At 45.1% G+C, this 26,657-nt stretch carries 21 protein-coding genes and 1 pseudogene; all 22 read left to right on the top strand.

The genetic code is table 11. The annotated features are described in order from the left end of the window. Positions 1-342 precede the first annotated feature (342 nt). Positions 343-855 carry a hypothetical protein gene (locus tag IGI71_RS05955; protein WP_034878497.1) on the top strand — a complete coding sequence of 171 codons (513 nt, stop codon included), beginning with the start codon at positions 343-345 and terminating at the stop codon, positions 853-855. After that, entirely contained in the window at positions 839-2,194 is a 1,356-nt protein-coding gene (gene celB, locus IGI71_RS05960; protein WP_005235081.1) for a PTS cellobiose transporter subunit IIC, read from the top strand. The genes IGI71_RS05955 and celB overlap by 17 nt, the downstream gene beginning before the upstream one ends. Before the next feature lie 101 nt (positions 2,195-2,295). After that, complete coding sequence (locus IGI71_RS05965; protein ID WP_008378710.1) at positions 2,296-3,024, top strand: GntR family transcriptional regulator; 729 nt, start codon at positions 2,296-2,298, stop codon at positions 3,022-3,024. A gap of 779 nt (positions 3,025-3,803) precedes the next feature. Further along, on the top strand, positions 3,804-4,889 hold the full coding sequence (locus tag IGI71_RS05970) for a DivIVA domain-containing protein (RefSeq protein ID WP_167826742.1): 1,086 nt from the start codon (positions 3,804-3,806) through the stop codon (positions 4,887-4,889). 137 nt (positions 4,890-5,026) lie between these two features. After that, a pseudogene (locus IGI71_RS05975) lies at positions 5,027-6,333 on the top strand (hypothetical protein). Beyond that, on the top strand, positions 6,330-6,704 hold the full coding sequence (locus tag IGI71_RS05980) for a hypothetical protein (protein WP_005235091.1): 375 nt from the start codon (positions 6,330-6,332) through the stop codon (positions 6,702-6,704). The pseudogene IGI71_RS05975 and the gene IGI71_RS05980 overlap by 4 nt, the downstream one beginning before the upstream one ends. Then, the gene (locus tag IGI71_RS05985; RefSeq protein WP_430616242.1) at positions 6,637-8,016 is read left to right on the top strand and encodes a glucosaminidase domain-containing protein; all 1,380 of its coding nucleotides are present in this window, start codon (positions 6,637-6,639) and stop codon (positions 8,014-8,016) included. Before IGI71_RS05980 ends, IGI71_RS05985 begins: the two co-directional genes overlap by 68 nt. Further along, positions 8,009-9,052, top strand: coding sequence for a hypothetical protein (locus tag IGI71_RS05990; protein WP_430616243.1), 1,044 nt, complete (start codon positions 8,009-8,011; stop codon positions 9,050-9,052). The genes IGI71_RS05985 and IGI71_RS05990 overlap by 8 nt, the downstream gene beginning before the upstream one ends. A 13-nt stretch (positions 9,053-9,065) precedes the next feature. Then, a complete protein-coding gene (locus IGI71_RS05995; RefSeq protein WP_430616244.1) occupies positions 9,066-10,520 on the top strand; it encodes a hypothetical protein in 1,455 nt (484 codons plus the stop codon). Between the two features lie 38 nt (positions 10,521-10,558). Continuing rightward, positions 10,559-10,882, top strand: coding sequence for a hypothetical protein (locus IGI71_RS06000; RefSeq protein WP_430616347.1), 324 nt, complete (start codon positions 10,559-10,561; stop codon positions 10,880-10,882). Between the two features lie 25 nt (positions 10,883-10,907). Then, positions 10,908-11,603 (top strand): type IV pilus modification PilV family protein, encoded by a 696-nt coding sequence (locus tag IGI71_RS06005; protein ID WP_430616245.1) that lies wholly within the window; start codon positions 10,908-10,910, stop codon positions 11,601-11,603. Between the two features lie 43 nt (positions 11,604-11,646). After that, complete coding sequence (locus IGI71_RS06010) at positions 11,647-12,333, top strand: type II secretion system protein (RefSeq protein WP_074536892.1); 687 nt, start codon at positions 11,647-11,649, stop codon at positions 12,331-12,333. Continuing rightward, the gene (locus IGI71_RS06015; protein ID WP_430616246.1) at positions 12,320-14,368 is read left to right on the top strand and encodes a type II secretion system protein; all 2,049 of its coding nucleotides are present in this window, start codon (positions 12,320-12,322) and stop codon (positions 14,366-14,368) included. The genes IGI71_RS06010 and IGI71_RS06015 overlap by 14 nt, the downstream gene beginning before the upstream one ends. A 14-nt stretch (positions 14,369-14,382) precedes the next feature. Next, on the top strand, positions 14,383-15,957 hold the full coding sequence (locus IGI71_RS06020; protein ID WP_430616247.1) for a GspE/PulE family protein: 1,575 nt from the start codon (positions 14,383-14,385) through the stop codon (positions 15,955-15,957). Between the two features lie 91 nt (positions 15,958-16,048). Next, positions 16,049-17,359 (top strand): type IV pilus twitching motility protein PilT, encoded by a 1,311-nt coding sequence (locus IGI71_RS06025; protein WP_430616248.1) that lies wholly within the window; start codon positions 16,049-16,051, stop codon positions 17,357-17,359. Positions 17,360-17,362: 3 nt separating this feature from the next. Continuing rightward, positions 17,363-18,574, top strand: coding sequence for a type II secretion system F family protein (locus IGI71_RS06030; protein ID WP_430616249.1), 1,212 nt, complete (start codon positions 17,363-17,365; stop codon positions 18,572-18,574). Between the two features lie 74 nt (positions 18,575-18,648). Then, positions 18,649-19,179 (top strand): type II secretion system protein, encoded by a 531-nt coding sequence (locus tag IGI71_RS06035; RefSeq protein WP_430616250.1) that lies wholly within the window; start codon positions 18,649-18,651, stop codon positions 19,177-19,179. Positions 19,180-19,256: 77 nt separating this feature from the next. Further along, positions 19,257-20,009: a prepilin peptidase gene (locus tag IGI71_RS06040; RefSeq protein ID WP_430616251.1), complete on the top strand. Its 753-nt coding sequence runs from the start codon at positions 19,257-19,259 to the stop codon at positions 20,007-20,009. A 107-nt stretch (positions 20,010-20,116) separates the two neighbouring features. Beyond that, positions 20,117-21,163 (top strand): type IV pilus biogenesis protein PilM, encoded by a 1,047-nt coding sequence (gene pilM / locus IGI71_RS06045; RefSeq protein ID WP_430616252.1) that lies wholly within the window; start codon positions 20,117-20,119, stop codon positions 21,161-21,163. Positions 21,164-21,165: 2 nt separating this feature from the next. Continuing rightward, positions 21,166-21,789 (top strand): hypothetical protein, encoded by a 624-nt coding sequence (locus IGI71_RS06050; RefSeq protein WP_430616253.1) that lies wholly within the window; start codon positions 21,166-21,168, stop codon positions 21,787-21,789. After that, positions 21,782-22,408, top strand: coding sequence for a hypothetical protein (locus IGI71_RS06055; protein WP_015509438.1), 627 nt, complete (start codon positions 21,782-21,784; stop codon positions 22,406-22,408). The genes IGI71_RS06050 and IGI71_RS06055 overlap by 8 nt, the downstream gene beginning before the upstream one ends. A 21-nt stretch (positions 22,409-22,429) precedes the next feature. Then, positions 22,430-26,473: a pectate lyase-like adhesive domain-containing protein gene (locus IGI71_RS06060; protein WP_430616254.1), complete on the top strand. Its 4,044-nt coding sequence runs from the start codon at positions 22,430-22,432 to the stop codon at positions 26,471-26,473. The last annotated feature ends 184 nt before the right edge of the window (positions 26,474-26,657 follow it).

Raw genomic sequence — 26,657 nt, forward strand, 5'->3', positions numbered from 1 at the left:
ACTATTTTGTTACTTAGAGTGTACTGTAAAGTTAGTAAGTTGACAAACCTGTTGCCTTGCATGGGGGATAAAGCCTTCAGAAACAAACATTTTTTGCAAAAAGTAACGCTAAAAACAACTTTTTTCTGCTCGAACAAAAGCCAAACATCAGGAACATTCCAGTATTATCCTCCACGGTTCCTTGAGATCAGCTTAACTTTTCAGAAATAACAAATGAAAAAGCAGATTATTTTCAGAGAAAACTTTCAAAAAGAAATCGGTTGCATTCAACAAGAATTCTGCTAGAATATAACTTGTTCGAACAAGTTGTTGAGCGAAAGCAAAAAGAAAGGAGGAGGACTTGTGACCAAAAGGAAACCGGTAACCCAAGCAGCCAAGAAAGAATATGCAAACAAAAGTATGCGGTTTAATCGTTTTTTACTTTTTCGTTATATGACGGCGATCTTTTTCTTTGTCAATCTTTATTGGACCCTATTGAGTCTGTCTCAATGGACATGGGCTGGTTTGATTCCCATTGCCTTATTGATCGTTGATGGACTTATACTTATTGAACAAACTCAAAAATATTGGCAGCAATCGAATCGTTTACTGGTGACAAAAATCGGATATTGGCTCCAATTCGGTGTCAATCTGATTGCAATTCTATTTATTTTGATCGGGCAGCAAGCAACATTGATTCCTTTTATGAATCAATCGGGTAGAGGCATCTTACTTGCCTTGTTTACTGTCGGCATGATCGCGTGCCTGTTCATCCAGCGTAAAGCGTGGTTGATCGAGCATGACCGCGACAAATATTTCACGTATTTGACTACATTTGAAACTCAAGGAGGAACAGTCAATGGATTCAGAAAATAACAAAATGTTTGCCTTCTTGGACCGCTACTTAATGGGTCCAATGGGGAAAATCTCACAATTACGGATCGTTCGTGGGGTCATGGCAGCCGGGATGGCGTCGATTCCTTTCACTATTGTAGGATCTATGTTCTTGATCGTCAGCGTTTTGCCACAAAGCTTCCCTGCATTAGAGGGCATTTGGAGTGCGTCATTCGATAAGATCCAAAATCTTTACATGTTAGGTAATACCGCAACGATGGGGATTTTAGCACTTTACTTCTGTGTCGTGTTTGGTTACGAGTACACCAAAATCCAAGCACAAGAAGAAAAAATCGTTCTTAGCCCAGTCAATGGCGCGTTGCTTTCAATGATGGCGTTCTTTATGTGCTTGCCACAATTAGTTTTTGAAGGCGGTATGGCAACATTAGTCAATGTCATTTCTGATGACCAAAAAATCATCGATGGTTGGGAAATGGCTGGCGGGGTGACTCGTTTAGGAACAACTGGGATCTTTACAGCGATCATCATGGCGATTATTGCCGTAAAAATCTACGCATTCTGTGTGAAACGCAATATTGTTATCAAAATGCCTGACACAGTGCCAACAGGAGTATCTTCCTCTTTTACAGCATTGATCCCAACGGCACTGACTTCATTAGCTGTAATCGTCATCAATGGTGCATTAGTCGCAATGGGCACAGATATTTTCAAAGTCATTGCGATTCCTTTTAGTTTCGTGACGCAATTGACCAGTACTTGGGTCGGACTACTTGTTATCTACTTCTTCATGCATGCGCTCTGGATCGTGGGTATTCATGGGGCAACGATCGTGACCTCATTCTTGACGCCAATCGTATTGTCGAATATGGTGGAAAACCAAAATGGTGCCAACATTGCCTTCGCGGGTGAGTTTAACAATAGTTTCGTAACGATCGGTGGTTCAGGAGCAACGTTAGGAATGGTGATTTTCATCGCCTTCTTTGCAAAATCAGCACAGTTAAGTGCTTTAGGAAAAGCAGCGATCGTGCCATCCTTCTTCAATATCAATGAACCGATTTTGTTCGGGATGCCAGTGGTATACAACCCGTACACAGCGATCCCATTCTTCTTAGCACCGATGGTTTCAATGTCCGTTGCTTATTTTGGCATCAACTTAGGCTTTGTTAACCCACCGATTGCCCAAGTAGCGTGGCCGACCCCAATTGGCTTATCCGGCTTTATTGGTTCAGGTGGTGACTGGCGTGCCTTTGTCTTAGCAATCATCTGTGCAGTCGTTGCTTTCTTGATTTGGTTCCCATTCATCAAAATGTATGATGGCAAATTATACAAGGACGAACAAGCAAACGCAACGAAGGCATAATCTATCCGTTTTTTTGATAAGCCGGCTATGAAAAATAGCTGGCTTTTTTTACGCCAAAGACGATAATAGTAGTAGAGAATCGCAAGGAAAGGAGTAGGCAGATGACGAAACTCAGTATTGAAGACTTAGCAGCAGAATTGATCAGAAAGATCGAAGCCGGTGACATTGGAAATGAGCAGGGGAAGATGCCTAGTGAACGAGAGCTTTTGGCAATTTATCCAGTTTCTCGTTATACGTTACGCCAAGCCCTCAATAAGTTGAGCAAGATGGGCTGGATCTACCAGATGCAAGGCCGCGGCTCGTATATTCGTTTTCATAACAACCAAAAACCGACCATTGAACAAGGAGATCTTGGCTTCAATGAAGACTTGACACGGGGCGAGAAAAACATTCGAACGGTCAAAGCCTCAAAGCGACTGGTCAAAGTATCAGAGGCGTTGTTTCTCCCAAGTCAAAAACAATTTGCGAAAGATCAGCACTTTATCGAAGTCCAACGGTTTCGCACGCTAGATGACAAACCGTATTTGATTGAGCGTTCCTATTATATACCTGAAATCGTAGGGGAGATCTCCGAAACAATGATGGAGGGGTCAATGTTCCAAGCTTTGGCAGAAGAAAAACAACTGACAGTCGCCTTCATCGACAAGTTCATTCAAAGCAAACCGCTATCACAGGAACAAGCTGCGTTTTTTCATCTAGAAGAAGGCATGCCCGCACTGATCGTACGAGACGACAGCTATCTGAGAAATGGGGAGCTATTAGCCTTTTCGATGATCCATTATGATTATCGGATGGCGACATTATACATGCATAAAAAGTTGTTCGTTTAAAGAAAACGGATTTTCAAGAAACGGTTCTTTCTTTTTTTAAGGCAATAGAAAAGCAGCCCATCAGGGAGAAAGAAACTTACAGTTGCGGAGCAGCTGACTGGCAAACTGAGAGAAAAGGAATCGCTTCCAATAGATGAAAAATGACTGAGCAGTAAAACTATATAATAGGTAAAGAATCGATCAGCGACCTTGGCTTATAAGGTCGCTGATTTTTTTTGAGGGGATTGAGCGGCGGTTAAGAAGGCGTGATTGTTGATTCAAGATAAAGATCGTTTAAAGAAGAACACTCGTTTTCTTAAAACGAGGATATTTTGCTCAATTTTTAACAATATCGTTGAGATGAATGGTTTCCTCTGACAAATATTTCATCAAGTGAAGAAATATCTGATTTTTCAATCTGTTATTGCTTTGATACTATCAAATAGACAACAGATGTTCTGCGAACGGAAGCCGTCTTTTCGTTTAATGGCTATTTTATTGAGAAACAGGCCGATTCATTTACTTGATTTCTATCTTCCAAAATAAATGGAGGTCGTGGAAATCAAGGGATGTGGTGGTCTTTGCTTTCTTTTTTTAAGCGAAGGGGGACAAGAAGCAAGCGGACATCACTGCTCAAAAGGTCACAGCAGAAACGTCAGCTCGTTTGAAAGAACGACCGCGGATAGAACAGCAAAAGTGCAACTTTTCACGAAAGCAGACGTTCAAGCAGACCAATTTGTAGACACACTAAATTGTTAACGAATCAAATCATCGATGAGTGAGGAATCAGGAGGGGTAACATGGCATTATTTCGCAAAAAGAAAGATGAAGAAACTTACGAAGGCGTTCATGTCTACGACGAGGAATATGATGAAGAAGAGTACGACGAAGACGAGTACGACGATGAAGAATATGATGACGATGAGTACGACGATGAAGAATATGATGACGACGAGTACGAGGATGATGAGTACGAGGAAGAGGAATATGAGGAAGATGAGTATGAAGATGATGCCCAAGAAGAGCTACTGGCATTAGAAAATACCGTTTCACAACTGACCAAAACCGTCGAACATTTGACCAAGCAATTGGAAAACAAACAAGAATCCATCAATCGGATGGCTTCACAAGCGACGCAACAAGAAAGTATCATTTATGAAAACAAGCAACTGCAAATGCGTTACAACGAGTTACAGCAGCAGTTAAAAGAAGCAGAACGTCAACAAGAAGCCCTCAAAACCAATTATGAGCAGGAAATTGAGCAGTTGACAAGTCAAGAAGACGAATTGATCGAAGTAGAAGAAGAACTCGAACAATTGCGTCAAAGAGAAGATGAACTGCTAAAAGAATTAGAAGAGAAAAGCAAGCAAGTCCAAGCTTTTGAAGAAAAAGCGATTCATTTAGAAGAAAAAGCAGCGATTATCGAAAACTACAAATTAAAAGAAGTCGAAAGCATGCGGCGGATCACTTCGCTTGAAAATGAAAATCAACAGTTGAACTTGCGCTTGCAAGAAGCGGAAGCGAAATATCGGGATCTTGAACGTTCAAGAGTCGAACAACTGGCAGATAAGAATGTTTTACAGCGTGACTTGGAACGTGAACTGGCTAAGGTCGAACAAATGAAGGACGAGCTGGCGACGATTTTGATCGAAGCAAAAGAAAAAGCACGGGAAACCGCTGCTGAAGCAGAACTGGAAGCCGACAGAAGACGTCAAGTGGCGGAAAATGAAGCTCACAAAATCATTTCAGAAGCATCGATGGAAGTGATGAAAATCCGTCAAGAGATCAAGCAATACCAAGAACGACTTACGGCGTTTCATCATGAGTCGAAAGGGTTGTTTGAGCAGTTGATCCAGCATAGCAAAGTGTTGAATCTTCCAGACTAAAAAGAAGGTTATGAGTCGGAATAGACGAAAAGGTCTGCTGAATAATTTCCGAGAGCGACACGACAAAGGAGGGAAACCCACTAGGACCATACATGCTGTATAAGAAATCACGAGCATCAACTACGACTTGATTTCTTATGAGCATGTTGGTTATTGGGACGAATGTGACGAATGATATTTTAAAAATTGCCATCTATCCAACCTTGAGTCCAAATCTTGAGGAATTATTTTACAAACAAGAGGCACTTCCATCAGTAATCACTGCTTGTGATAACCTCTATCAAAAAAAGTGGCCGCTCAAATCGTCGATTCGCAAACAAGTGACGCATTACTTTGAGCAATTTTATTCCATCGAAGCTTTCACCCATCATATCGAGATGGAGATCTTACGGAAAAAAATTGATTACTCAAAATTACGCATTCCCTTGGAACAGCAATTTCCTCAGTTTGTGTGGACGCAAATCGGCATTAATCATGTGTCCGATGAGAAAAGCAATTTGTTTTTAGAGTTTGTACCAATCGCTTACACAGAAGAAGAGTTTCCCTTTACGATTCAGTTGGATGCCAGCTTGCAGCAGCAAGCCCCCGCTGGTGTAAGTGATGCGAACGACTTTAAAGAGCAACTGGCAAAAATCGTTCAAAGCGTGATCGACGAACAAAATGTCACGTTCGTGAGTCGCCCGAAAGCGCAAGTCCATGAAGAAAAACGTCAAGGCAAAACCGATGCAGTGAAAAAAGAGCTGGAAGACACGCTCGAGTTCCAAAAGGTCAGTGCGGATGAGCCACCAAAGTTCAAAAAGAAAGTTCGCAAAAAAAGCAGCAAAAAAAAACAGTCAAAAAAAGCCAAGCAATTACCCAAAGTCAACGCCAATGAATTAGCGTTGGAGGAAGAGGCGAAGCGAGAACGAGCAAGCAAAGAGCGTTTGCGCTTGGCCAATCAAAAGCTTGAGATCTACATCGAAAACTTAGAAGCCTCTTTGATCAAAAATAGTATCCACTATTTAAACAGCTTGACTGATGAAGAAGACGAGAACTGGCATACGCAATTGAAGATCAGCTTACGAGAATATACCTATCTCTTTCAAAAAGCCAAATACCTCGAACAGGTTTGGCGCATCAATGACAATCTCGTACAAAAGATCGAAAAAATGACCTTGAACGAAAAAGAGTTGACCTATGAGAGAGGGCAAGTGCAGCAAGTGGTCGACAACAACCTTTCTGCTAAGGATATCAGTTTGGTTTTTTATGAATGCAGCGTGATTGAGTCACGAGTCAAATTGTATGAGCGGCCATGGTTTAGAAAACCTTACGCACGCATTATGAAGATGGACTATGACAATCTTTTACGAAAAGCCGCATACTTTGATCTTCTCCAAAGCGAAAGCTATCTATTAGAAAAAAAGCATTGATCGAAGGCAATACAGACGTTAGGAGCAGTCTATGAGAACCCAAAAGCAAAAACAACGATTCTTATTCTTATACCGCATCTACTTTATTGCTTCTTTGATCCCATTAGCGGTATTTTTGCAGCTGACCGCCTATTTTTATCTCTCTGCCTTTCGAGAATATGTCACTATCAGTCATTTGTTTTTACTCGCTCTTTTGCTAGGTTTTACGATGTATTTGCGGAACAATGCCTTTCATTATCAATTGCTGCTTGTACAGCTTGAAAAAAATGAAAGCAAAGACCATGAACGACCAAAAAAAGGCACCAGCAAGAACAGCCCCAAGGAGGAGGATCAAGAAGATGAAAAAGCCCAGAAGAAACGTAAAAAGTCTGTTAGCGATCGGAGCATTTATCGGAATCATCAATAATCAAACGATTTCTGAAGCCATGGTTCGATCGATCTTAGGTGTAGAACCATCTACTTATATGGAAACCATCGATGCACAACGAGAAAGTCGTGGGCACTCGATAACGGATGCCCTCCGACCGGTCTCTTACGAAGGAGCTGACAGGATAACGGAGCAACTTGATACTCCTCCAGAACAAACAAATGAAAGCCTCTCAGAAGAATCGGAGCAGACCGAAAAAGGAACGGAAGTCCAAGTCGTAAATGATGTTGAACGACCGGCAGATGATGGGCAGACAGACGAGGAAGAAACAGAGAGCGGCACCGATGAAACAGAAGACCAAGAGACTGAAGATGCTCCGCCGACGCCAGAGACTTCAGAAGGCGATCAACAGCCGAATCAGCCTGCTGGACCTGAAACGAATGAGGAAGAAACCAACGATACGAACAGCAGCAACAATAGCGGAAACAACCAATCAAATGGGAATCAAACCAATCAGGACAAAGAAAAAGATCCCGATCCAATCACTGAAGAACCCGAATCGCCGATTGATGAAGAAGAGCGGGAAAGCAACTTTCAGTTTTCGGTTTCTCGTAATCTAACGACACAACAATTCATCAATGAGATTGGTTCTGACGCGCAAGATGTTGCCTATAACAATGATCTTTATGCCTCAGTGATGATCGCACAAGCTATCTTGGAGACCGGCTCAGGAAACAGCGCCTTATCCAGTCCGCCAAACCACAATCTCTTTGGCATCAAGGGCAGCTTTCGTGGGCAAAAAGTGACCTTCAATACGCAAGAAGATGATGGAAGTGGTGCGTGGTATACGATCTCTTCCAATTTCCGTAAATACCCAAGTTACCGTGAATCCATCGAAGATTACGCTCGCTTACTAAGAGGAGGCATCACAGGCAATACGCGCTTTTATGCCCCGGTTTGGAAAGAAAATGCCCCAACCTATCGGGAAGCAACTGCGTGGTTGACCGGGCGCTATGCTACGGACATCCATTATGACCAAAAGCTGAATGCGTTGATCGAGGCCTATGATCTAACCATCTATGACAACGAGCCGACCGAAGAGGTCTTGGAAGAGATTGAACGCACACGTGCACAAGCAATTGAAGCAGCCCGCAAGGAAGAAGCGGAGACGACCCGTTCGTTGTTTGAAGATTTGCAAAGAAGCTCGGCAAATCGTCGAGGCTCAGGGAATTTGCCAGCGTCCATTCGGACCGTCAAGGATCGCTTGCAGGAAAATGCCAATGCCAATACTTATGCAAACCAATTAAGAGGGATGGAACGAGCGGGCAGCGAGGTAGATGCCGATGAGTAATCAGTCGCAAGTACCTAGAAGGAAAAAACGCCCGTCACAGCCTGCCAATCGGGAAAAAAAACGAGAACAATCAGAGGAGACACCAAGAAAACCCCGAATCGAAAAGTTTCAGGCGGAAGGAAAAAAAGCCAGCACTTCTAGTGGCAAGAAACGACCAAAAAAGCCGACCCAAAAAGAACCGACAGGACAGGCGCCTGCGAAAAAGAAACGAAAAAAAGCGGCTAGCACAGCGAATCGCCCCAAATTACCGACCGAAAAGCAGCATCCTAGTAAGCAAAAAGAAAGAGCAGCTGCCAGTACGACCACTGAAACACCACGCAAAAAGAAAAAGCGTCCACCGCAGCAAGCACGTCCAAGCCAGCGCAACGAGCAGGGGAAAACCAAGAAATCAAGTAGTCCGAATGCCAAATCAAAAGGAAGCCATAAGCAAGGCAAAAAACCAGCGGAGGTTTCCCAGAAACGACCAACCCCGCAAAAAGGCAAAGCCGCGACGAAGAAACCAGCAGCTAAAAAGAAATCTGGCGATCTCGTACTGAAAATCATCTATCTGATTTTCTTGGTTTGTAGCATGACTGTCCTATTTACGTTTATCGGCTTATATGTGACTGATCAAAATGAGATGACGGTTTTTAATCATCGGGTGGTGCGTTTATCAGATAATGGGATGGCGAATCTTGACAGCTCCGCATTACGCACACAAGATTTGATCATTTTAAGAGAACAAGCCTTCACTCAAGTACAGCCAAACGGGATCGGAGTCTTTACAAATAGCTCAGGAACAGGCTATATTGCCCGCCGAGTGCTATCGATCGAGGCTGACGAAGAGCAAGGCTATCATTTATCCGTCATTGGTGATGGACAGGCATTTGGGGAAGAAGCCATCGAAGCAGACCGTTTCGTTGGGGAAGTCTCAATGAGTATCAACCATGTAGCAGATGTGTTTCGTTTTATTGATCAAAACTTGATATTATCTATCATCTTCTGTGTATCATTGATCGCCTTATTCATTCTATTAGGCATTTATCTCTTTACTTGAGAGCCGTCATTACTTGAGAAAAGAGGAAACAATGTTGCAAAAAAAAATAGTGTTAAGAAATAGTATCGCGGGTCTGCTTTTCTTTCTTTTGTTGCTTAGCATCTTGATTTGGCAGAATAATCAGTCTATTCATATTCGTCGATTAGCGGATGAAAATGAAGTGTTCGAAAAAATCGAGATTTTGGAAGAATGGCAGGAACGAATGACCCTTACAGGGACGACGATCCAACGATCCGTTCGGGTAATGAACGCTAGTGAAGTGCCAGTCTTTGTCCGAGCAAGTTTTGAAGAAGTGCTGCGCTATATCGCGCCAGACAGTGAGGAAGCAGCTTTTGAGCAGGCGGCAGATGCGAGTGATGCGCCAGACTTATTACCAGTACTGTCTCGCTTTGATGAAAACGAAATTTTAGCAAGAGGGTATCAGAACGTGACCCAGCAGATCCCAGAACTCATTGGAAATGCTCTTGATGGTCAAGTGATGGTTTGGATCAGCGATGAGACGATCGAAGAGTTGGCACCCACGCCTGCCTTGGATGCCTTCGATAGTGAAGAGATGCAGGAGTTATTGGGGGAATTAGACGCTGAAGAACAGGAAAATCCTGAGAACTTCTACGATCGCACCGAAGGCAATGAAGAAATGGAGGAGCCACCGTCATCAGACTTGATCGATGGTCCACCAGATCTCTGGCAAGAACCGGTCCTTGTCGAAGCTCACTTCAGCTATTCCTTTCGACGAAACCAACAACCGGTCATGCAGAAAATGAGTGGGGAACTGCTGCTGCTCAATCCTGCTGATCCGGTTGCTGAGTGGACCTTTGAAGCAGCCAACTTGACCTATAGTTATTATCTTGAAGGGTATCGTTATTTTGTTCGAAATTGGGCGGAGTCGCAGCTAGCCAGCCCCTTTTCCACCAGTGAAGAACCTACGGGATTCACGTATCTCGGAGAACAGGGAACGATTGACCAGTCGTCATTTGATTACACGACGACAGAATCTGGGTTAGGCAGTGCCTTTCAATTGCCAGAGATGATCAGTGCGTTTCCTGATGCTGCTGGCTTGTATCCGACCCAAACGGTGAAAACGCTAAGCAGCTTTGTCTCTGAAAGTCCCGCCCAGATCGACTCAGAAGCCATCATGATCGAATTCGGCTCTTTGAGCGATTACCGTCAGATTGATCGAAATACTTGGATCTATAATCCCGATGATGGCTGGTTTTATTATAGTTTCCCTTTGGACCGATCCTATCAAAGTGAAGACGGGTATGGCGTCACCCGTTCACTGATCGAACAAGTGATGATCGATACAAGTGTCGCAGACGATAGCCATCTTGCCTATGAACTTTTACCGAAAGTCGAAGTCATTCAGGCTTCTGATCGACAATCATTAAAGGAGGTCTTTCAGTTAGACAATGAACGGCCAGAGAGTGCCACTGCGATCATCTATCGGCATTTGCACTCACTTCAATAAGTTGCTAGAAAATAAGTCAAGGAGAGATTCACGTGAAAATGGTCATTGAAGAAATTGAATACCGTTATTTTCTTCAATACGGGAAGTATTTGGATTATTTCTACCAACAATACATGCAAGCGAATGTCGAAGATCCTGATGTTGAAAAAGGGATCGCCGAGATTCAGCGACTGGTTGAAGAAGAAAGGTATCATTATATCAGGGAACGAATCCGCATCACACGCAAAGCCAAAAAAAGTATTCCGTTAGCTGACTACCTTGATTTCAATAAACTGATTCACTGGGGGTTTACCCTTAGCAAATTATCTTTTCTTGACCCAGATACAAGTATCAACCAGCTAGAAGAAAAGGATTCTCCTTGATCGGGGGCTAGGCAAAAAGCAGGTGATGAAACTGAAAAACGGCAGACAAGCACATAGAGTACTTGATGAATCAGGGTTCAGCCTTGTTGAGATCCTTGGAGCGATCGTCATTCTCGGGATCGCGATGGTCATGATCGCCATGCTGATCATCCAAAACAACCTGATCCTTAGCTACAATACCCGAATGGAAGAGGCCATCGCAGCACGAGATGACGTCAAGGAATGGCTAATCTACCGAGCGCAGACCCAAGATTTGGCGGATTTGAATATCGGGATCTTTACTGCTCGACCATCTTGGATGATGGTTGATCCAGATGTCCCCTCAGAAATTCGCCGACACCATTTGGTCCTCGATAATTCAGGGATTCAATACAATGCGCAAGGGCAACCGATGTATGAAGAAATCCCGATTGCTGTAGATGATCTCAATCGGGGCCGATTTATTCGCAAAGTGGTATACGATCATTCTGGCGCTCATTTGCCGCAGCCCTTGGCAAATTCGGAAGAAAATCGCCTCTATATGGGAACGTACTTGTCGGAGAATGAAGAAACCACCAACTATTTGGTCAAGGTCTCCATTCGCGAAGACCCCAGACATGGACTGCGAGAAGACAGTTACGACCGCCGTCAGCTCGGGCTCGGACTTATTATTCAGGTCTTCGATAAACAAACGGGCGCATTTTTGACAGAAACGTATCTGCATTGGGTAGTTGACTATTGAAAGGGCTGGCTGTTCTTGCGGAAGTTGCAAAGGAGGGGCGCAGATGAAGCATCGGTTACAGGATGAGCAAGGAGTCACGCTTGTCGAATTGTTAGGGGCGATCGTGATATTCGGCATCATCATTGCTCTCTTTTCTGGGACACTCTTTCTGATCGTCCAAGCCTCTGTCCGTCAAGGTCGAATTGCTGCCTTTCAAGGGATCGCGAATGAAATCATGGCGCAAGCAGACCAAATCGCCAAAATTGACGGCATCTATGAACATGCGGGGTATTTAGGAAAATATGATAGTCTTCTTTTCCACGAGGAACATATTGTCAAAACAATGCCCGAAGGAACCTTAGGGGCAGCAATTACGGAAGAAGGCAGTCCGCGAATGGTTGTGACGGATATCACAGATACCAACAATATCCGTGCCAGAGTCTATGATACGAAAGACCCTACCATTAAGTTAAAGATCATTCAACAAAAAAATGAGAATGAAGCGACGCTGACTCATCACTATACGCCAAATTATCGCGATACGTTCAGTATCCAGACCAAATTTTTCGTTTTATTTTACACGGAAACGATCAATTTTGCGGATTATTATGATGATTTGACTGGCTGGTGGCAGATGGAGGATCTGGTCACTGATTACCACGAGCAGATTATCTATAGACGAGAATTTACGATCAATTATCGGGACAATGAGAAAGCAAGAGGGGGGGTACCGGGGAATGGACGATGGTAGACAAAATGAAGCGGGTTTTGCGCTGATTTATGCCCTCGCGGCGATCATTCTTTCCTCTTTGATGATTGGCTTGGTTTTCCTAGTTGCTCGAAATGTCAATTCACAAATTCGAACGGTAGATAGCTTCCGTCGCGTGGAAGATGTACACGAATATTCCTTTCAACTCGCTTCTCAAGACCTAAAACTGAGAATAGATGATTTAATCACTCGAACCATGCAGAATGGCGGCTTCTATTCTAATAATAATGACTGGCAAGACAATCTAGATAACGAATTGAGATCTGTGCTGGATGAAGTCAATGTGAATGAGACCATCGATAATAAATTTTCTTTTACCTCCTCTATCGTTGACTATGAATATAATGAGATCGCCCCTTATGTAATGACGAAATCTGGTGGGGAGCAAGGATGGATCCAAGCAGCCTCGATGCTGCCAGATAAAACCAATCTTCAAATCATTATTCAAATTCAATCGCAAGTCACGGATCAGACGCAACTGGCTGAGGGACAGCCGCGAGTACATACAGCTTCTGCCGAATATATCTATGAAATGCAGCTTGAAGAAGAAGACCTCGAACAAAGACAAACACAGCTGGATATTTGGCGAAACATTTTTTATCCCTATTACTTACCCTCTACAGTAGGACAAGCGGTATCCGCCGATACTTGGGTTCGAAAATTATTCGAAGTCGCCGATTTCCAGCGCGTACGCCCATCATTTGATTATCTCGCCTTTGAATCGGATGACTTCTTGCAATTCGGGTTTGCCAACAATGTCCTGCAAGATTTTCAAGACGGCAGATTTTTAGATTTTCGAACAAAGCCGATTCTTAACTGGCTGCATTTCGATGGTTCCTTTTTCTTTAATCATGGGATCCAGATGGAAGGACAGGGAAGCGGGCAGTTTTCGGCAAAAAGTCTGCTTGCGATCCAGAATGATGGCGGACAGCCTAGCAACGGGTTGAACTTGATCAAAGACGTCTTCTTGCAAGCGGGGTTAGGAATGTATATCGATTTGGGCAGTCGAGCTGGCAGCCGCTTGGTCCTATCACAAGCCTATACGGATATTTTTGCTGGAAACGTATGGATCAACAATACCAATAGTTCGGCTTCGAGAGTTGAGCAAGAAGGAGTTCTCTTTGCTGAAGGGCATCTGAATGTTTCCGTAAATTCACCAGATGCAGGCTCTGGATTAGGCGAATTAAATAGCAATTATTTTAATTTCTATCATCGAGAAGCCACGAAACAGAATCCTGCTGCAGATGGTAGTTTGACGTTTATGAAGCCGTCGATGGTTCTGACGAGCAGCAATTTTTATGCAGGGCCAGTCACGGAAGGCTCGATCGTGCATAGTACCGAAGATACGGAACGAAGGATTACTGTTTATGGTGATTTTATGCTGACGAATACGATGATGCCTAGTGGTGGAACAATCGATGATTTCTCGTATTTTCAGAATCAAAATCAATTCACAGTGCCTCATGACCCGTCAAGAATCACTTTGGATGGCAGAAATACCATGATGGAGGTTCACGGGCTTTCATTTATCGATGCGCCGAAGACTGCTCGAAGACTGGCATTAGCAGAAGCAGGCAGCTCAGCGGTTTTTGATTCTTACTATGAAGATCCAGCGTATTGGAATCAAATCACCTTAAAAAATGGTGCCCAGCTGATCTTGGGTCATACAGGCGTTGAACCCTTTCATTTAGCTGTGGATAGAGAGTCGACCTTTGTCATGGAAATCCTGCCAGATTTGGCATTATTTGACCCGACTTTTTTAGCAACAGGGGCTCATAACCGTCGTCTTGAAGGAACGGTCGTTCTCGTACCTTACTATATGGATGACCAAGTAGAACTGGAAAATCAACTGCAACAATTAGGCGTCAATTATCGCGTCCGCGACTTTGAAAGTCAGGCGCAACCGGGGGAGGTAACGATCCTCAGAAGTTTTTTGGATCGAAACATGTGGTCTGATGATGAAGCATATTTAACCGTTACACGAATGTTTGACTATATCAACAAACTCGATTATTGAAAGGAGGGCGCCAGTTGCCGCAATCAAGTGAAAGAACGTCACGTAGAAAACCTAGAAGGCCTCTCAAAAAGTCAGAGAGTAGTCCAAGTTCAACCACCGCTGAGAAAACACAAACAGGCAACCTGTTTGACTTAGAGATCAGCTCAGAGGTTTTGTCCCTGATCCCCCGCTCGTTTGCCAAACAGCACAGCGTCTTTCCGTTAGAGAAAAAAGGCAATCGTTTGACCGTTGCGATGGCAAACCCTGGGGATTATGCGGCGATCAATGAAATGCGTTTGATCACTGGGTTATTGATTCGTCCGCAAAAAGCCCACAATGCCGATATCCAACAACTGATCGTTCGCGATTACCCTTCTGAGATCAGTTTGGATGGCTTGAGCGACTCTCTCGTTGAAACCATCGACCCAGAAGGCGACTCAAAATTAGATGATTCGCCGATCGTCAAATTGGTCAATACCCTGCTGCAAGATGCGGTGGATCGTGGCGCCAGTGATATCCATTTCGATCCCCAAGAAAAAGGATTAGTCGTCCGCTTACGGGTCGATGGGGAGCTTCGCACCCATGAAAACTTGCCTAAGAGTATTCAGACTGGGGTTACTTCACGACTGAAAATCATTTCCTCCTTGGATATCACCGAAACACGTGTGCCACAAGATGGTCGGGCAATGATTCGTAACGGGGGCAACGTGGTTGATTTGCGGGTCTCGGTTTTACCTGTCATTCATGGGGAGAAAGTCGTGATTCGGGTGTTGGATCGCTCCAGTGGCATTCGGCGCCTAGATGAGTTTCGCTTTGAACCGAAGGTATTGGCAACCTTTAAAGCGATTTTGCATAAACCCCACGGAATCATTCTGGTCACTGGACCAACAGGATCAGGGAAATCATCTTCCTTGTATGCAGCGCTGCAAGAGTTGAACACGCCTGAGATCAATATTATCACCGTCGAAGACCCAGTAGAGTTTCAGCTGCAAGGTATCAACCAAGTGGCAGTCAACAGCAACGTCGGTTTGACCTTTTCCGCTGGGTTACGGTCGATCTTGCGGCAAGACCCCAATGTCGTGATGGTGGGAGAGATTCGGGATGGCGAAACGGCGGAGATTGCGATTCGAGCTTCCATGACTGGGCACTTGGTATTATCCACCCTGCATACCAACGATTCCGTCAGTACCATCAATCGCTTAGTCGATATGGGGGTAGAACCGTTTCTGGTCGCCAATGCGTTAGAAGGCATCTTAGCTCAACGGCTCGTCCGAACCCTTTGTTCTTCTTGTAAGACAGTAGGACCAGCCAGCGACAAGGACAAGCAGTTATTTGAATCCTATGGCATCACGGTTACGGAACTGGCACAGCCTGTGGGCTGTCCAAAGTGTGGCAATACGGGATTCAAAGGGCGAATGGCCGTCCAAGAGCTGTTGACGATCGATGCCAAGCTGCGCCGTATGATCACGAACAAAGCGACCAACGACCAGCTGATGGATTATGTTCAGGAACGAAAGATGCGCTTTTTGTTGGATGATGGGTTAGACAAAGTGCAACAAGGCTTTTCCACCATCGAAGAAGTCTTGAAGGTGGTCGCCGCAGAAGAGTGAGGCACGGATTGATTTATCGGTGATCTAGGGATCACCGAAGAACTACATACATTGTTTTAAAGGGAAATGCACATAGAAAGGGGCTGGTTTAATGGATCAAACGAGAGTGGCAACACAAGAGCGAGCAACCAAAAGGGCGACGAGAGAAAAAACAGCTCCGACCCGTACCCGCATCCGTGAAAATCGTGAACTGAGAGAAAAAAAACGTGCCCGCAATCGCCAGAGCGATCAAGACCGATCTGTCTCAACGCGGGAGATCATTCAAAAAGCAGAACGGCAAGCAGCAACAAAAACGACGACTGCCAGCAGTTCACAGGGCGTCAATCGCAACGAAGCGGCGCAGTTTGCTGCCATGTCACCTAAAGAGCGGATCGATCATTGGCTGATGATCGCTGTGGAGCAAAAAGCATCAGATATCCATTTAGTCGAAGGCGTACCGCCGATTTTTCGTCGCCACGGCGACTTGCTACCGATCGAAGGGGTGCCGACCATCGACACCAAGGACATCGAAGCCATTGCCGAAATCCTTTGCAACCAACGGCAATGGGAGGAATTCAAGGGAAAAGGCGAGACCGATTTGGCCTACGAATTAGGCGACATCTGCCGCTTTCGGGTCAATATTTTCCGTCAAAAAGATACCGTTTCGATCGCCTTGCGGCAGATCCCCATCGAGATCCCGAAATTAAGCAAACTCGGTATGCCGACCGTCTTGCGGACCCTGATTCATAAAAGCCAAGGCTTGTTCTTAGTTACAGGGCCGACCGGTTCAGGGAAATCAACGACACTTGCTGCGATGCTGGACTATTTGAATGACACCAAAAAGACGCATATTTTGACGTTGGAAGACCCGATCGAGTACATCCATAACCACAAAAAAAGCATCGTTGCCCAGCGGGAAGTCGGCAGCGACACCATGTCCTTTGGCAATGGCTTACGAGCAGCCCTGCGGCAAGATCCAGACGTCATCTTAGTAGGGGAGCTGCGGGATTTTGAAACGATCTCGATTGCCTTGACGGCAGCGGAAACGGGACACTTGGTATTAGGAACCTTGCATACGTCAAGTGCCCCGGCGACCATTGAACGGATCGTCGATGTCTTTCCTGCCGATCAGCAGACTCAGATTCGTACACAGCTTGCTGGCGCATTACTAGGGATCTTGTCCCAGCGCTTGCTGCCAACGATCGATGGCAACGGACGGGTAGCAGCAACCGAAATGATGCTCAATACCCGAGGGATCGCCAGCTTGATCCGTCAAGGGAAAACCCACCAGATCCATAATATGCTGCAGATGGGAAAAAACGAAGGCATGCATACCATGAGCGCCTCTTTAGAAGAACTGGTTGCTGCGGAACGGGTCGATGCTGATGTGGCAGATAACTTAATGGAGGAAGGGGGCGAATAGCCGATGGCACTCTTTGCCTATCAAGGCACCAATGTCCGAGGCGAAACGTTTTCTGGCAGCTTGCGTGCCAATTCCTCCGTCGAAGCTCGCCAAAAGCTGCGCCAAAAGCACATCAAAGTCAACAGCTTGATCGAACAGCCTGAAACCTTGGCGAATAAAGAGATTCAACTCTTTACAAAAGTTTCGTTAAAACTGCTGGTAGGGTATTTGCGCCAGTTTTCGACATTGATCGCTTCGGGGATCACGATCGTTGATGCTTCACGAATGCTGGAAGAACAGCAAAAAAACCCGAATTTCAAGAAAATTCTTGGTGAAGTTCGGGATGAGATTGATAGCGGCCGCCCGCTTTCAGAAGCCTACAAAGATCATCCCAATGCCTTTCCGACACTTCTGACCAGTGTCATCGCTGTTTCGGAAATGTCTGGATCACTGGAGGGAAATTTGAAGGATATGGCGGATTACTATGAAAAAAGCGCCGAAAACCGCAGCGGGATCGTCACCGCGATGGTCTATCCGATTATTTTAGTGATCTTAACCTTTATCGTAGGGATCATTTTATTGGTGATGATCGTACCGATGTTCGTAGAAGTATTTGAGGGATTTGATGCCGATCTGCCGACGATCACCGTCGCAACGATGGCGATCAGCGAGTTCCTTCAAACCAGAGGGTGGGTTTTAGCCGTCCTGATCGTCGGATTTTTCGTCGGACTGTGGATCGCGCGACGCAATCCAACCTTTGATTTCGCTTTTCAAAGTTTTCTATTACGTATTCCGTTGGTGGGCGATATGATCACCAAAAATAGTTTTTCATTATTTATGACAACCATGTCGACACTGCTCAGCAGCTCTGTCGGTATGGTGACCGCCTTGAATATGAGTCGGGATGTCGTTTCCAATAAATACATCAAGCGAATCATCGATAATTGTGCCTTTCAAATTGAAGAAGGTGGCAAGATGAGTGATGTCTTTCGTGGCAACATGATGGTCCCGATGTTAGTGACCCAGATGGTCGAGATTGGCGAAAGTACTGGTTCCTTAGAGGACATGCTGAAACGATTGAGTATCATCTATCAAAAAGAAGTTGATGAAACCAGTAAACGACTGAAAACGATCATGGAACCGATTGTCATCTTGATAATCTGTGTGATCGTTGGCTTGATCGTTGCGGCGATCATGATCCCGATGTTCGATTTATTCGGTGCGATCCAAGGGTAATGATTTTGGTATTATCAAGCCACCTAGACGGCTTGTTTAATATATATGGAAGAAACAGGAGGAGTAAACACACTATGATTGATGCAATTTTAGCAGAAGAAACAACAGACAATCGATTGAATAAATTATTGAAAGACGAGCGCGGCCTCTCCTTGGTCGAGTTGCTGGCAGTAGTCGTTATCTTAGCGATCATCGCTGGGATCGGGGTTATTGCGATCGGCAACGTGATTCAAAATTCACGGGAAGATGCAGCTGTTGCAGATGTACAACAAGCATTTTCAGCAGCAATATTGTACCAATCAACGAATCGTACATTAAACAATGGAGCAGCAGGAGCAGCAAATTTTAATTTAGCAAATGTGATTGATGACGGCTTGTTGAGTGCAAATTCGTGGACAGCAGTATCAGCAGCTGCTCCAGGCACAGTCCAATTCTATGTTTCAGCAACTGGTGAGTTAACTATGTACGTTCCCGGTGGTGTGCTCAGAGCAGGACAAATTACCAACGAACCTATAGGTGATGTAGACAATGGAGTGACTCAAAGTGAAGTCAACAGTTTGACACGTAATACGTTATTTGGGAATGATGATGATGATGATGTTTAAAACTAAAAACACCCTAAGTCACTAACCTGACCTAAGGTGTACGGCAACTCAACCCCCCAGGAAAAAAGGAGTTTATTATGAACGAAATTTTGCAACAGATCCCAATGGGCCTAATCATTGGTTATCTTTTCATCATAGGAATGTGTCTAGGTTCTTTTTTCCTAGTGGTTGGTTGGCGGGTTCCCAAAAAGGAATCCCTGCTGACTCGCTCGCACTGTGATGACTGCCAACAGACATTAGGTGCAAGGGACCTCATTCCAGTTTTATCATACCTTATTTTAAAAGGCAAGTGCCGCAAGTGTCAAAAAAAGATCCCGCTGATTGCTTTTCTTTATGAAGTGTTGATCGGCATGCTATTTACGGGTACGACCTTGCTGTTTTGGGGCACTGCTGAAGTGATTGCCGCTTGGTGTTTATTAGCCTTATTAGCCATTATTTCTGCCAGCGACATCTTCTATCAGCTGATTCCCAATAAAGTGTTAGCCCCTTTTTTCGCCGGAGGGATCGGTTTGCGGTTGATCCAACCGCAAAATGAATTTTGGTGGTATTGGCTCGTCGGCTTCTTTGCTGGCTTCTTGCCATTGTATCTCTTAGCGGAGCTCAGTAAAAAAGGCATGGGTGGCGGCGATATCAAATTATTTGCCGTCTTAGGCGTGTATATCGGTCCAGTGCAAGTTTTGACCGTTTTATTTGTCGCTTCTTGCTTGGCAGTGATCTTTTACGTGATCCAAATGCTACGGGGCAAAGTCAAAAGCCGCTACATTGTTTTTGGTCCCTTTATCGCCATTGCTACTGGCATGGTTTATCTTGGCAGCGGCTGGTTCCTTTGAATTGGGTTGCTGACCTTGGCGTTTGCTTGATTTGCTAAGCAAGCGTTGTACATAGAAATAACGTTGGTGCCTTCATAAAAACCAACAAGAAGAAAGCAGGTCCTCGTATGTTTGGCAAAAAAACAATTCCCCGCTTAGTTGGGATCGACATTCAAAAAAACTGCATCCGTTACTGTACCAAAAAAGGTGACCGCCTCAAATACGGCGAGTTGGTTGTAAATGGTACGATTTTTAAAGATGATAAGCTACGCAATCCTGATAGTCTTGAAGCCGCCTTCAATGAGATTGCCAAACGCTTGGGATTACGCACGATGAGTGTGGTGATCACGGCGCTAAATTCTCGTCTGCTGATCAAGCAGATCCCAATCGGCAAGATGAACTCGGAAAAAGAGATTCGTGAGTACTTGTATTTTGAATTGGGGGAGTCCATCTCCTTGCCTTTTGAAAACCCGATTTTTGATTTGCTGATCCTAGGCAAAGGCAACAAGCAAAAAGCACCAAAAGCACAAAAGAGAAAAGCCAGCAAGAAGGAAGAAAAAGCTGAGCCGCAAGCTGTGGTCATCCAGCGGAATCGGTTTACCATCAATGGCAATGTGCCAGTCGTGGTCACATCAGAGCCGATTTTGATTCAACTAGGCGACACATTGAAAAAAGGCGGCCATCAGCTGATGGGCGTCGATTGCAGTTTTTTGGCGTATAGTCGCATGTTTCAGCGACAGATCAACTGGAGTGAAAATTTCGTGCTGGTCGAGTTAGATGCCGGCATCGCCAATATCACCTTTTTTGAAGAATTGGTGCCGACCTACTTGCAGTATGAAGATTATAATCAAGCCAACTGGAAATATATTGAAAAAGCCCAATCTGTGCAAGTGAACTTTAGGGAAAGTGCGGAGATCCAAGCACTGGAAGGGTTGGCAGAAACCCTGAATTCGGTCATTGCTTACTATTATCAGGAAATCTCGCCTGATTGTGAACTGAAAAAAATCTACTTAGTCGGCGGTCATCCAATGCTGCGCAAAGAAGTCCAAGAAATATTTCATGACGTGTCTTCTTTGCCAGTCAAGACGATTTCTGCAAAAGTAAGTGAAACCAGCAAGAAAAAAATTCCCGACCGCTATGTCTTGTCTGCGGGATTAGCGACGAAAGAGGTGTAACCATGAACATCAATCTATTGCCTAATAAATTTATCCGTAATCGGGCGTTTGAAGTCATTCTTTCGGTTTCGCTTCTCCTTTCGTTAGTTGTTGTTGGGGTTTGCGGGTTAGGCTTTTGGTATTATCAACGTTTGGTGACTAATTATCAAAGCAATATCATGTCTAGTCAAGCAGAGCGTATCGTCTTTCAGCGCCAGTTAGAAGAGATGCTGGCATCAAAATCACAAGATCTACAAGAATTCATCGCCCTGCAAAAGCAAGAGAAATATTTCACGGCACCTATTATGGAAACCTTTGAGGAAGTGGCATCAGGGATCGATGTGACCATCAATTCGTATAATTTGCTGCTAAATAGCGATGGGGGAACGTCCGAAACAGCCCAAGACGGCACGCCATTGTTTCCTTCGGTGAACTTGGCGGTCCAAGGGGATGTTTATGAAAGTCTGATTCGCCTCAAATCAGCTTTTGAAGCAATCGATTGGGTGCACCATGTGACCTATCAATCCTTCTCTCATAGTTCAACGCCGCAAGATGGGCGCATCACTGTCTATCTCTCACGAATCGATGCACCACAAGTGATCAGTGAAGACAGCGAAGAAGAAAGCGAGGTGGAAGCGGATGACTAGAGTCTTTTTCTCCAAAAAACACATCATCATCTCCGCGGTGATTGCACTAGTTCTCGCTACCTCCGTATTCATTTTCTGGCTATTTTTGCTGAATCCCAAACGTGCCGAAGGGATCGAATTGGCTCAGGAATTAGCTGGGATCGAAGCTGAGATCCGCGACATTCAAGAACAGCTGGTCTACCTGCAAGGGGAACCAGACCTTCTTTCATCAGAGACGGTCAATGAGGTGCCGATCATTCCCAATGGCATGGCGATCGAGTCTTATTTTACCGATCTCGCTGCCCTTGAAACGGAATTGCCGATCACGATTTTGCAATCGACCTTTAATGAGGAGATGCTTTACCCTACACCAGAACAAATGGCAGATCAGACTGGTGACAATCCTTTGGCGACGCAATTTCGGGTCACAAGGATCGGCTTTGACCTCCTGAGTGAGACGAATGAAGGAATCGTGCGTTTTATTGATCGTATGGAAAACCTGAATCGCTTTTTAAAAGTTGAATCAGTCGAATATCGGCAAGGAAGCAATACGTCAGGAGCAGATGCGTTTTCGGCAAGTGTCGTTATCAAGCTGTATTATCTATCGAGCTTTGAAACGGGACAAGAACTGTTGGAGTAATCAAAGGAAAGGGGTGCCTAGATGAAATCATTTACTGTTCTAGCGACTGTCTCGAAAATCAAACTGGCTGCCGCTGCATTAGGGGTTTTTATCGTTATTTCTGTCTTGTATGCGGTCTTTGCTATCCATGGTGGCAATTCTTATGAAGTGTCCGGTCACTTTGACCCAGAAACAGGACAATATGTATTGACGATCGAATCGGAACAAGCTGCGGGCGAGACGCTTTTCTTGATGGCGAATCATGAAGCGCTGGTGTCATTAGAAATGTTTGAAATGCTTGAGCTGGAAGAAGCGACCTTGCATCCAGCTGAACAAGAGGGTGTTTATGGTGTGGAAATCGAAGTGGCGCCTACGGAAGAAACGTTGTCCTTGGCATTACCAGTCTCTTTAGGAGAAGAAGACGCCATCGAATTTGTTCTTAAGCGGGGAAACCGGACGCTGCAAAAAATCGCTCCGCCTTCTCTCGAGGAACGACAAACCTTGCGATTGGAAGCCGACAAGGCTGTAGAAGAAGTAGCCTTGCTTGACATTCAGCAGCAGGAAACCAATGAGTCAGCGGCAGTCGAACTGCTTTCAGAACGGGCGACACAAGGAGAGCGTGCCGAAGTTTCGGACTATCAAGAGCTGCGGGCTGCTTTTAGCGATTCATCGATCTCTGAAATCGTGTTTCTCGCTGACATTACCGCTGAGTATACGAATGAGACCAACAATCGTTTAGCTGCGTTGAACCGGTCGGTGTCCATCGATGGGAATGGCTTTACCCTGACCACACCGAAGCGTTTCAACACGAATGGGACACCAAACAATACCACGATTCCGACTGGACGTTTCTTTGAACTGACGACTACCCATGATCGTGAGCCGGCGGTCTTTGAATTAAAAAACATGATGATCGATTTTCAAGGAAGCAATAGATCTACAGATGCATTGATCTATCAACAATCGCTGGCAGCATCGGCTTTTTGGACAGTCAAAATAGAAAATATTGAGGCAAAAAGTGGTGTGCTAGAGGGCAGTACGGGCAATGATTTCCTTTATTTGCAGCAAGGAAATCTCGAGATTCGCGGAACGTTCCATTGGGTGGCTCACAGAAATCCAACGGCAGGTACTAATAATGATAATGGCAGCTTTAATGTCAAAAGTGTCTTGATCACCGATGAGGCGGATGTCAAGATCTCAAATACTCGGCCGATTTTTCGACTTCATCCAAATAACAACAACATTTCAACCTCGTTTCGAGTCAATAAGGGTTCCAAAGTAGACCTCTACAGCGTCCAGCGACAAGTAATTTGGGCAAATCTTGAAGGACGTACCAACGAGGTGATTTTTGAAGTCGAAGGTGAAGGCACGGTTTTAAATGCCTCGTCACAAATGGACTTAGCTGGAGCTGACGGTGCAATCATTTCCTTGATTGGACGGCGGGATGAGACGCAAAATAAGTTTTCTCGTACGATTATTTCTGGTGGGGCGGTCGTAAACTCGTATTCTAGAGCGCCCAGTCCCACGAATGGTGTACCGCAAGGAACCCCTTCTTTTGTCAATCAAATTTCAAAAGCGGGAGCGACCACCAAACTCGGTGGCAATGTGACGGTGACGGGAGAAGGGTCGCAGTTCAATCTGTTTGGCGATGGGCAAAATCATGACTATGCTTCTGTCATGCGGTTTCGCTTAGTAGGGGAACAGACCTTTGTGCTTGCCGACCAAGGGAGAATGAATATCGTCAAATACCATGGCAATGCGGCTGCAGTGCGGATGTATGGTCGAGATAACGAGTTCTATGTGGAGTCAGCTGGCCAATTGAACATCTTTAACCATGCAGGCACCAGGACTGCGGCAGATGACGGCATCTATATTGATGAAACAGGCTTTGCCGTATTCGATCAGTACAATGATGAAGAACGAGAATTTGATCCGTCAGCCGCTTCCACCATTACTGCCAGTAATGGTGCAGATAGAGCAGGTCGACAAGGGATTCAGTTTCCCCTTGATAGCAGTGGAACCTCGGTCTTTAATGCAAAAGACGAAAACAGTCGAATTCATATTTATGCTCACAGGGGACCAGCAGTTTGGGGACAAAGTGGTGGGTTCGAATTTCTAGCTGGCAAAGATGCTACCTTTCGAATGGAGGGGCATACAAGTGGAGCCAACAATGGTATTATCAGTTCCACCAATGTAAGTAATTTCACTATCGACGAACCACTGTTTTATGACTTCCGAAATAACCGTCCGAATGGCGGACAAGCCTTCTCAAACACAAATCGCAACAGTACCTTTACGTCTAATCGTGTTGGACTAGCGGTTTGGGAAAAACGCAACGGAGTGAATCTAGATGGTGATCCGGACAATTTCTGGAATCCACTGAGCTATCAACTAGGCAATGTCAATTTTGCACAAATCGTTAGTCCGCAGCCGGGAGAGCCTTTTTCAAATGAATTCAACAGTACGACTTTTAGGGGCGGGAATGCCTACACGCGATTTTCTGCCAATAATTATCCGCCAATGATCCAGCACTTAGTGACCCCGACCAATGCCGACAAAACCTTTTATGCCAAAGCGGTCGTTCCGTATGAATATACGGGGGCGATTCGTGATGCCTGGGAAGATGAAGTCTGGGTGGAAGTTGCTTTGAAGGACGAAGCAGGCAACCAGCTTGAAACGCAATGGCTTTCCTCCAAATCAACTGTCGATGTTTTTGGTGAGGTGCATAATGGTGTGATCGCATGGACGCGGGACGACTTTTTCAAGACAGGTCAACGTTTTGAAGTGCTGCGTGCCCATCGGGGATTAGACCCCACGATGGAGGGTGTTGACGATTCGATTTTTATTCATGCAACAGAAGAGAGTATTGCCGCTTTGCCTGATGCGGTCGTCGTGGATGTACGACCACCGACTGGTCTGCAAGTGGCAGAGGATCAGGTCTTTAATGAACGGACGACAACAGTTTCGGGGATCATGGATTTTCATTCTCCGCAAGACGATCAGCCAAAAGAGCGGGTCGCCATTTATGCGAGTACCGCGCAAGGATTGATCCGTGATGCTTCAGGTGACCCATATGTCATTACGCTTGATGCCGAACAAGGCAATTCCGTACCATGGCAGTATCAATTACCTCGTCGCCTTGTTCCTGAAGAGGATGTGTATATCGAATTTTACGCAAAAGATTTCGCAAATGATCGCTACGACGATTTCGTAGGAACCTTACCAGATACGACCACGACGGAACCCAATGGTCAGTTGGGGAGCACGAATCCGTCCGCCAGCGATTACGAGGACTATTTAGGGTATCGTGATGCCATTGGCGATGATCGTTTCCCACCAGCGCTCTCCTTTGAAGTCACCAGTATTCGACCTTCTGACCCATCGATTACGTTGCGAGTACCGCAAAGCTTTGATCGTGATGAAGAAGGCAATCCGATTATCACAGTGGGTAATCAATTGATCTTGCGAACGATCGTAGAAAGCAACGATGCGCGAAATTCTGGGAAAGACGATATTGAGAATGCTGTCGTGACGTTAGATATCTCGCCGAATTTATTGACGTTCTTAAATGTCGATGCGCTCGTGTACCAAGACAATATAGTCTCGGCTAGTCTTTCTGGCGATCGTATCACGATCCACTTAGAACGACCAATCGCACCGGGGGATCGCATGGAATGGAACTTGACTGCTCGAGTGGATGAACAGGCAGCTGCTGGTAATGTTCTGACCCCGGTAACGATCAACGGAAGAGTTTCGGGGAATCAACCAGAGACGGAAAACATCCTGATAGGGGAAGACAGTCTCACGCTTCAGACCGGTACACGCGCTGTCACTGGTGAGTTGATCAACCTTGCTGTTCATAACAATCAGCTGCAGATTTTTTACTCCAATCTTAGTACCTTTGACGTCTATATGGATGGAACCTTTTATCGAACATACAACGTGCAGCAAAGACCTGTCACGGATTCTGTCACCCTTGATATTCCTGTCCATGACATCCGTAATTTGATTTCTGTGCGCTACAAAGATGAAAATGGCGCAGACCGTGTTTCTTATTGGAACAATATCTGGGACTTCATCGATTAAACCTGAATAACCTGCTTTAAAAGCTAGAAGAACAGTCTTTCACTGCTGGATCCGCTTGTTGCTGACCGAATTGCCTCGGTCAACAACGCGGGGATCTATGTAGGAACGGCTGTTTTTTGGTGGGAAAATGACTGGAGGAAAAGGAGAAAGCAGAGTTTTTGTTCCGCAGGTTTTTTCGTGCTAG

It is taken from the genome of Enterococcus sp. DIV1279b, from assembly GCF_050531515.1.
GTDB lineage: Bacteria > Bacillota > Bacilli > Lactobacillales > Enterococcaceae > Enterococcus_D > Enterococcus_D casseliflavus.

What these genes read in the sequence shown, in the direction of transcription:
- IGI71_RS06055 (WP_015509438.1), top strand. Translation starts at nt 21,782, where the DNA reads ATGACTAGAGTCTTTTTCTCCAAAAAACACATCATCATCTCCGCGGTG.
- IGI71_RS06040 (WP_430616251.1), top strand. Translation starts at nt 19,257, where the DNA reads ATGAACGAAATTTTGCAACAGATCCCAATGGGCCTAATCATTGGTTAT.
- IGI71_RS06005 (WP_430616245.1), top strand. Translation starts at nt 10,908, where the DNA reads ATGAAACTGAAAAACGGCAGACAAGCACATAGAGTACTTGATGAATCA.
- IGI71_RS06030 (WP_430616249.1), top strand. Translation starts at nt 17,363, where the DNA reads ATGGCACTCTTTGCCTATCAAGGCACCAATGTCCGAGGCGAAACGTTT.
- IGI71_RS06015 (WP_430616246.1), top strand. Translation starts at nt 12,320, where the DNA reads ATGGACGATGGTAGACAAAATGAAGCGGGTTTTGCGCTGATTTATGCC.
- IGI71_RS06035 (WP_430616250.1), top strand. Translation starts at nt 18,649, where the DNA reads ATGATTGATGCAATTTTAGCAGAAGAAACAACAGACAATCGATTGAAT.
- IGI71_RS05970 (WP_167826742.1), top strand. Translation starts at nt 3,804, where the DNA reads ATGGCATTATTTCGCAAAAAGAAAGATGAAGAAACTTACGAAGGCGTT.
- IGI71_RS05965 (WP_008378710.1), top strand. Translation starts at nt 2,296, where the DNA reads ATGACGAAACTCAGTATTGAAGACTTAGCAGCAGAATTGATCAGAAAG.
- celB (WP_005235081.1), top strand. Translation starts at nt 839, where the DNA reads ATGGATTCAGAAAATAACAAAATGTTTGCCTTCTTGGACCGCTACTTA.
- pilM (WP_430616252.1), top strand. Translation starts at nt 20,117, where the DNA reads ATGTTTGGCAAAAAAACAATTCCCCGCTTAGTTGGGATCGACATTCAA.
- IGI71_RS05985 (WP_430616242.1), top strand. Translation starts at nt 6,637, where the DNA reads ATGAAAAAGCCCAGAAGAAACGTAAAAAGTCTGTTAGCGATCGGAGCA.
- IGI71_RS06000 (WP_430616347.1), top strand. Translation starts at nt 10,559, where the DNA reads ATGGTCATTGAAGAAATTGAATACCGTTATTTTCTTCAATACGGGAAG.
- IGI71_RS05980 (WP_005235091.1), top strand. Translation starts at nt 6,330, where the DNA reads ATGAGAACCCAAAAGCAAAAACAACGATTCTTATTCTTATACCGCATC.
- IGI71_RS06025 (WP_430616248.1), top strand. Translation starts at nt 16,049, where the DNA reads ATGGATCAAACGAGAGTGGCAACACAAGAGCGAGCAACCAAAAGGGCG.
- IGI71_RS06060 (WP_430616254.1), top strand. Translation starts at nt 22,430, where the DNA reads ATGAAATCATTTACTGTTCTAGCGACTGTCTCGAAAATCAAACTGGCT.
- IGI71_RS06050 (WP_430616253.1), top strand. Translation starts at nt 21,166, where the DNA reads ATGAACATCAATCTATTGCCTAATAAATTTATCCGTAATCGGGCGTTT.
- IGI71_RS06010 (WP_074536892.1), top strand. Translation starts at nt 11,647, where the DNA reads ATGAAGCATCGGTTACAGGATGAGCAAGGAGTCACGCTTGTCGAATTG.
- IGI71_RS05990 (WP_430616243.1), top strand. Translation starts at nt 8,009, where the DNA reads ATGAGTAATCAGTCGCAAGTACCTAGAAGGAAAAAACGCCCGTCACAG.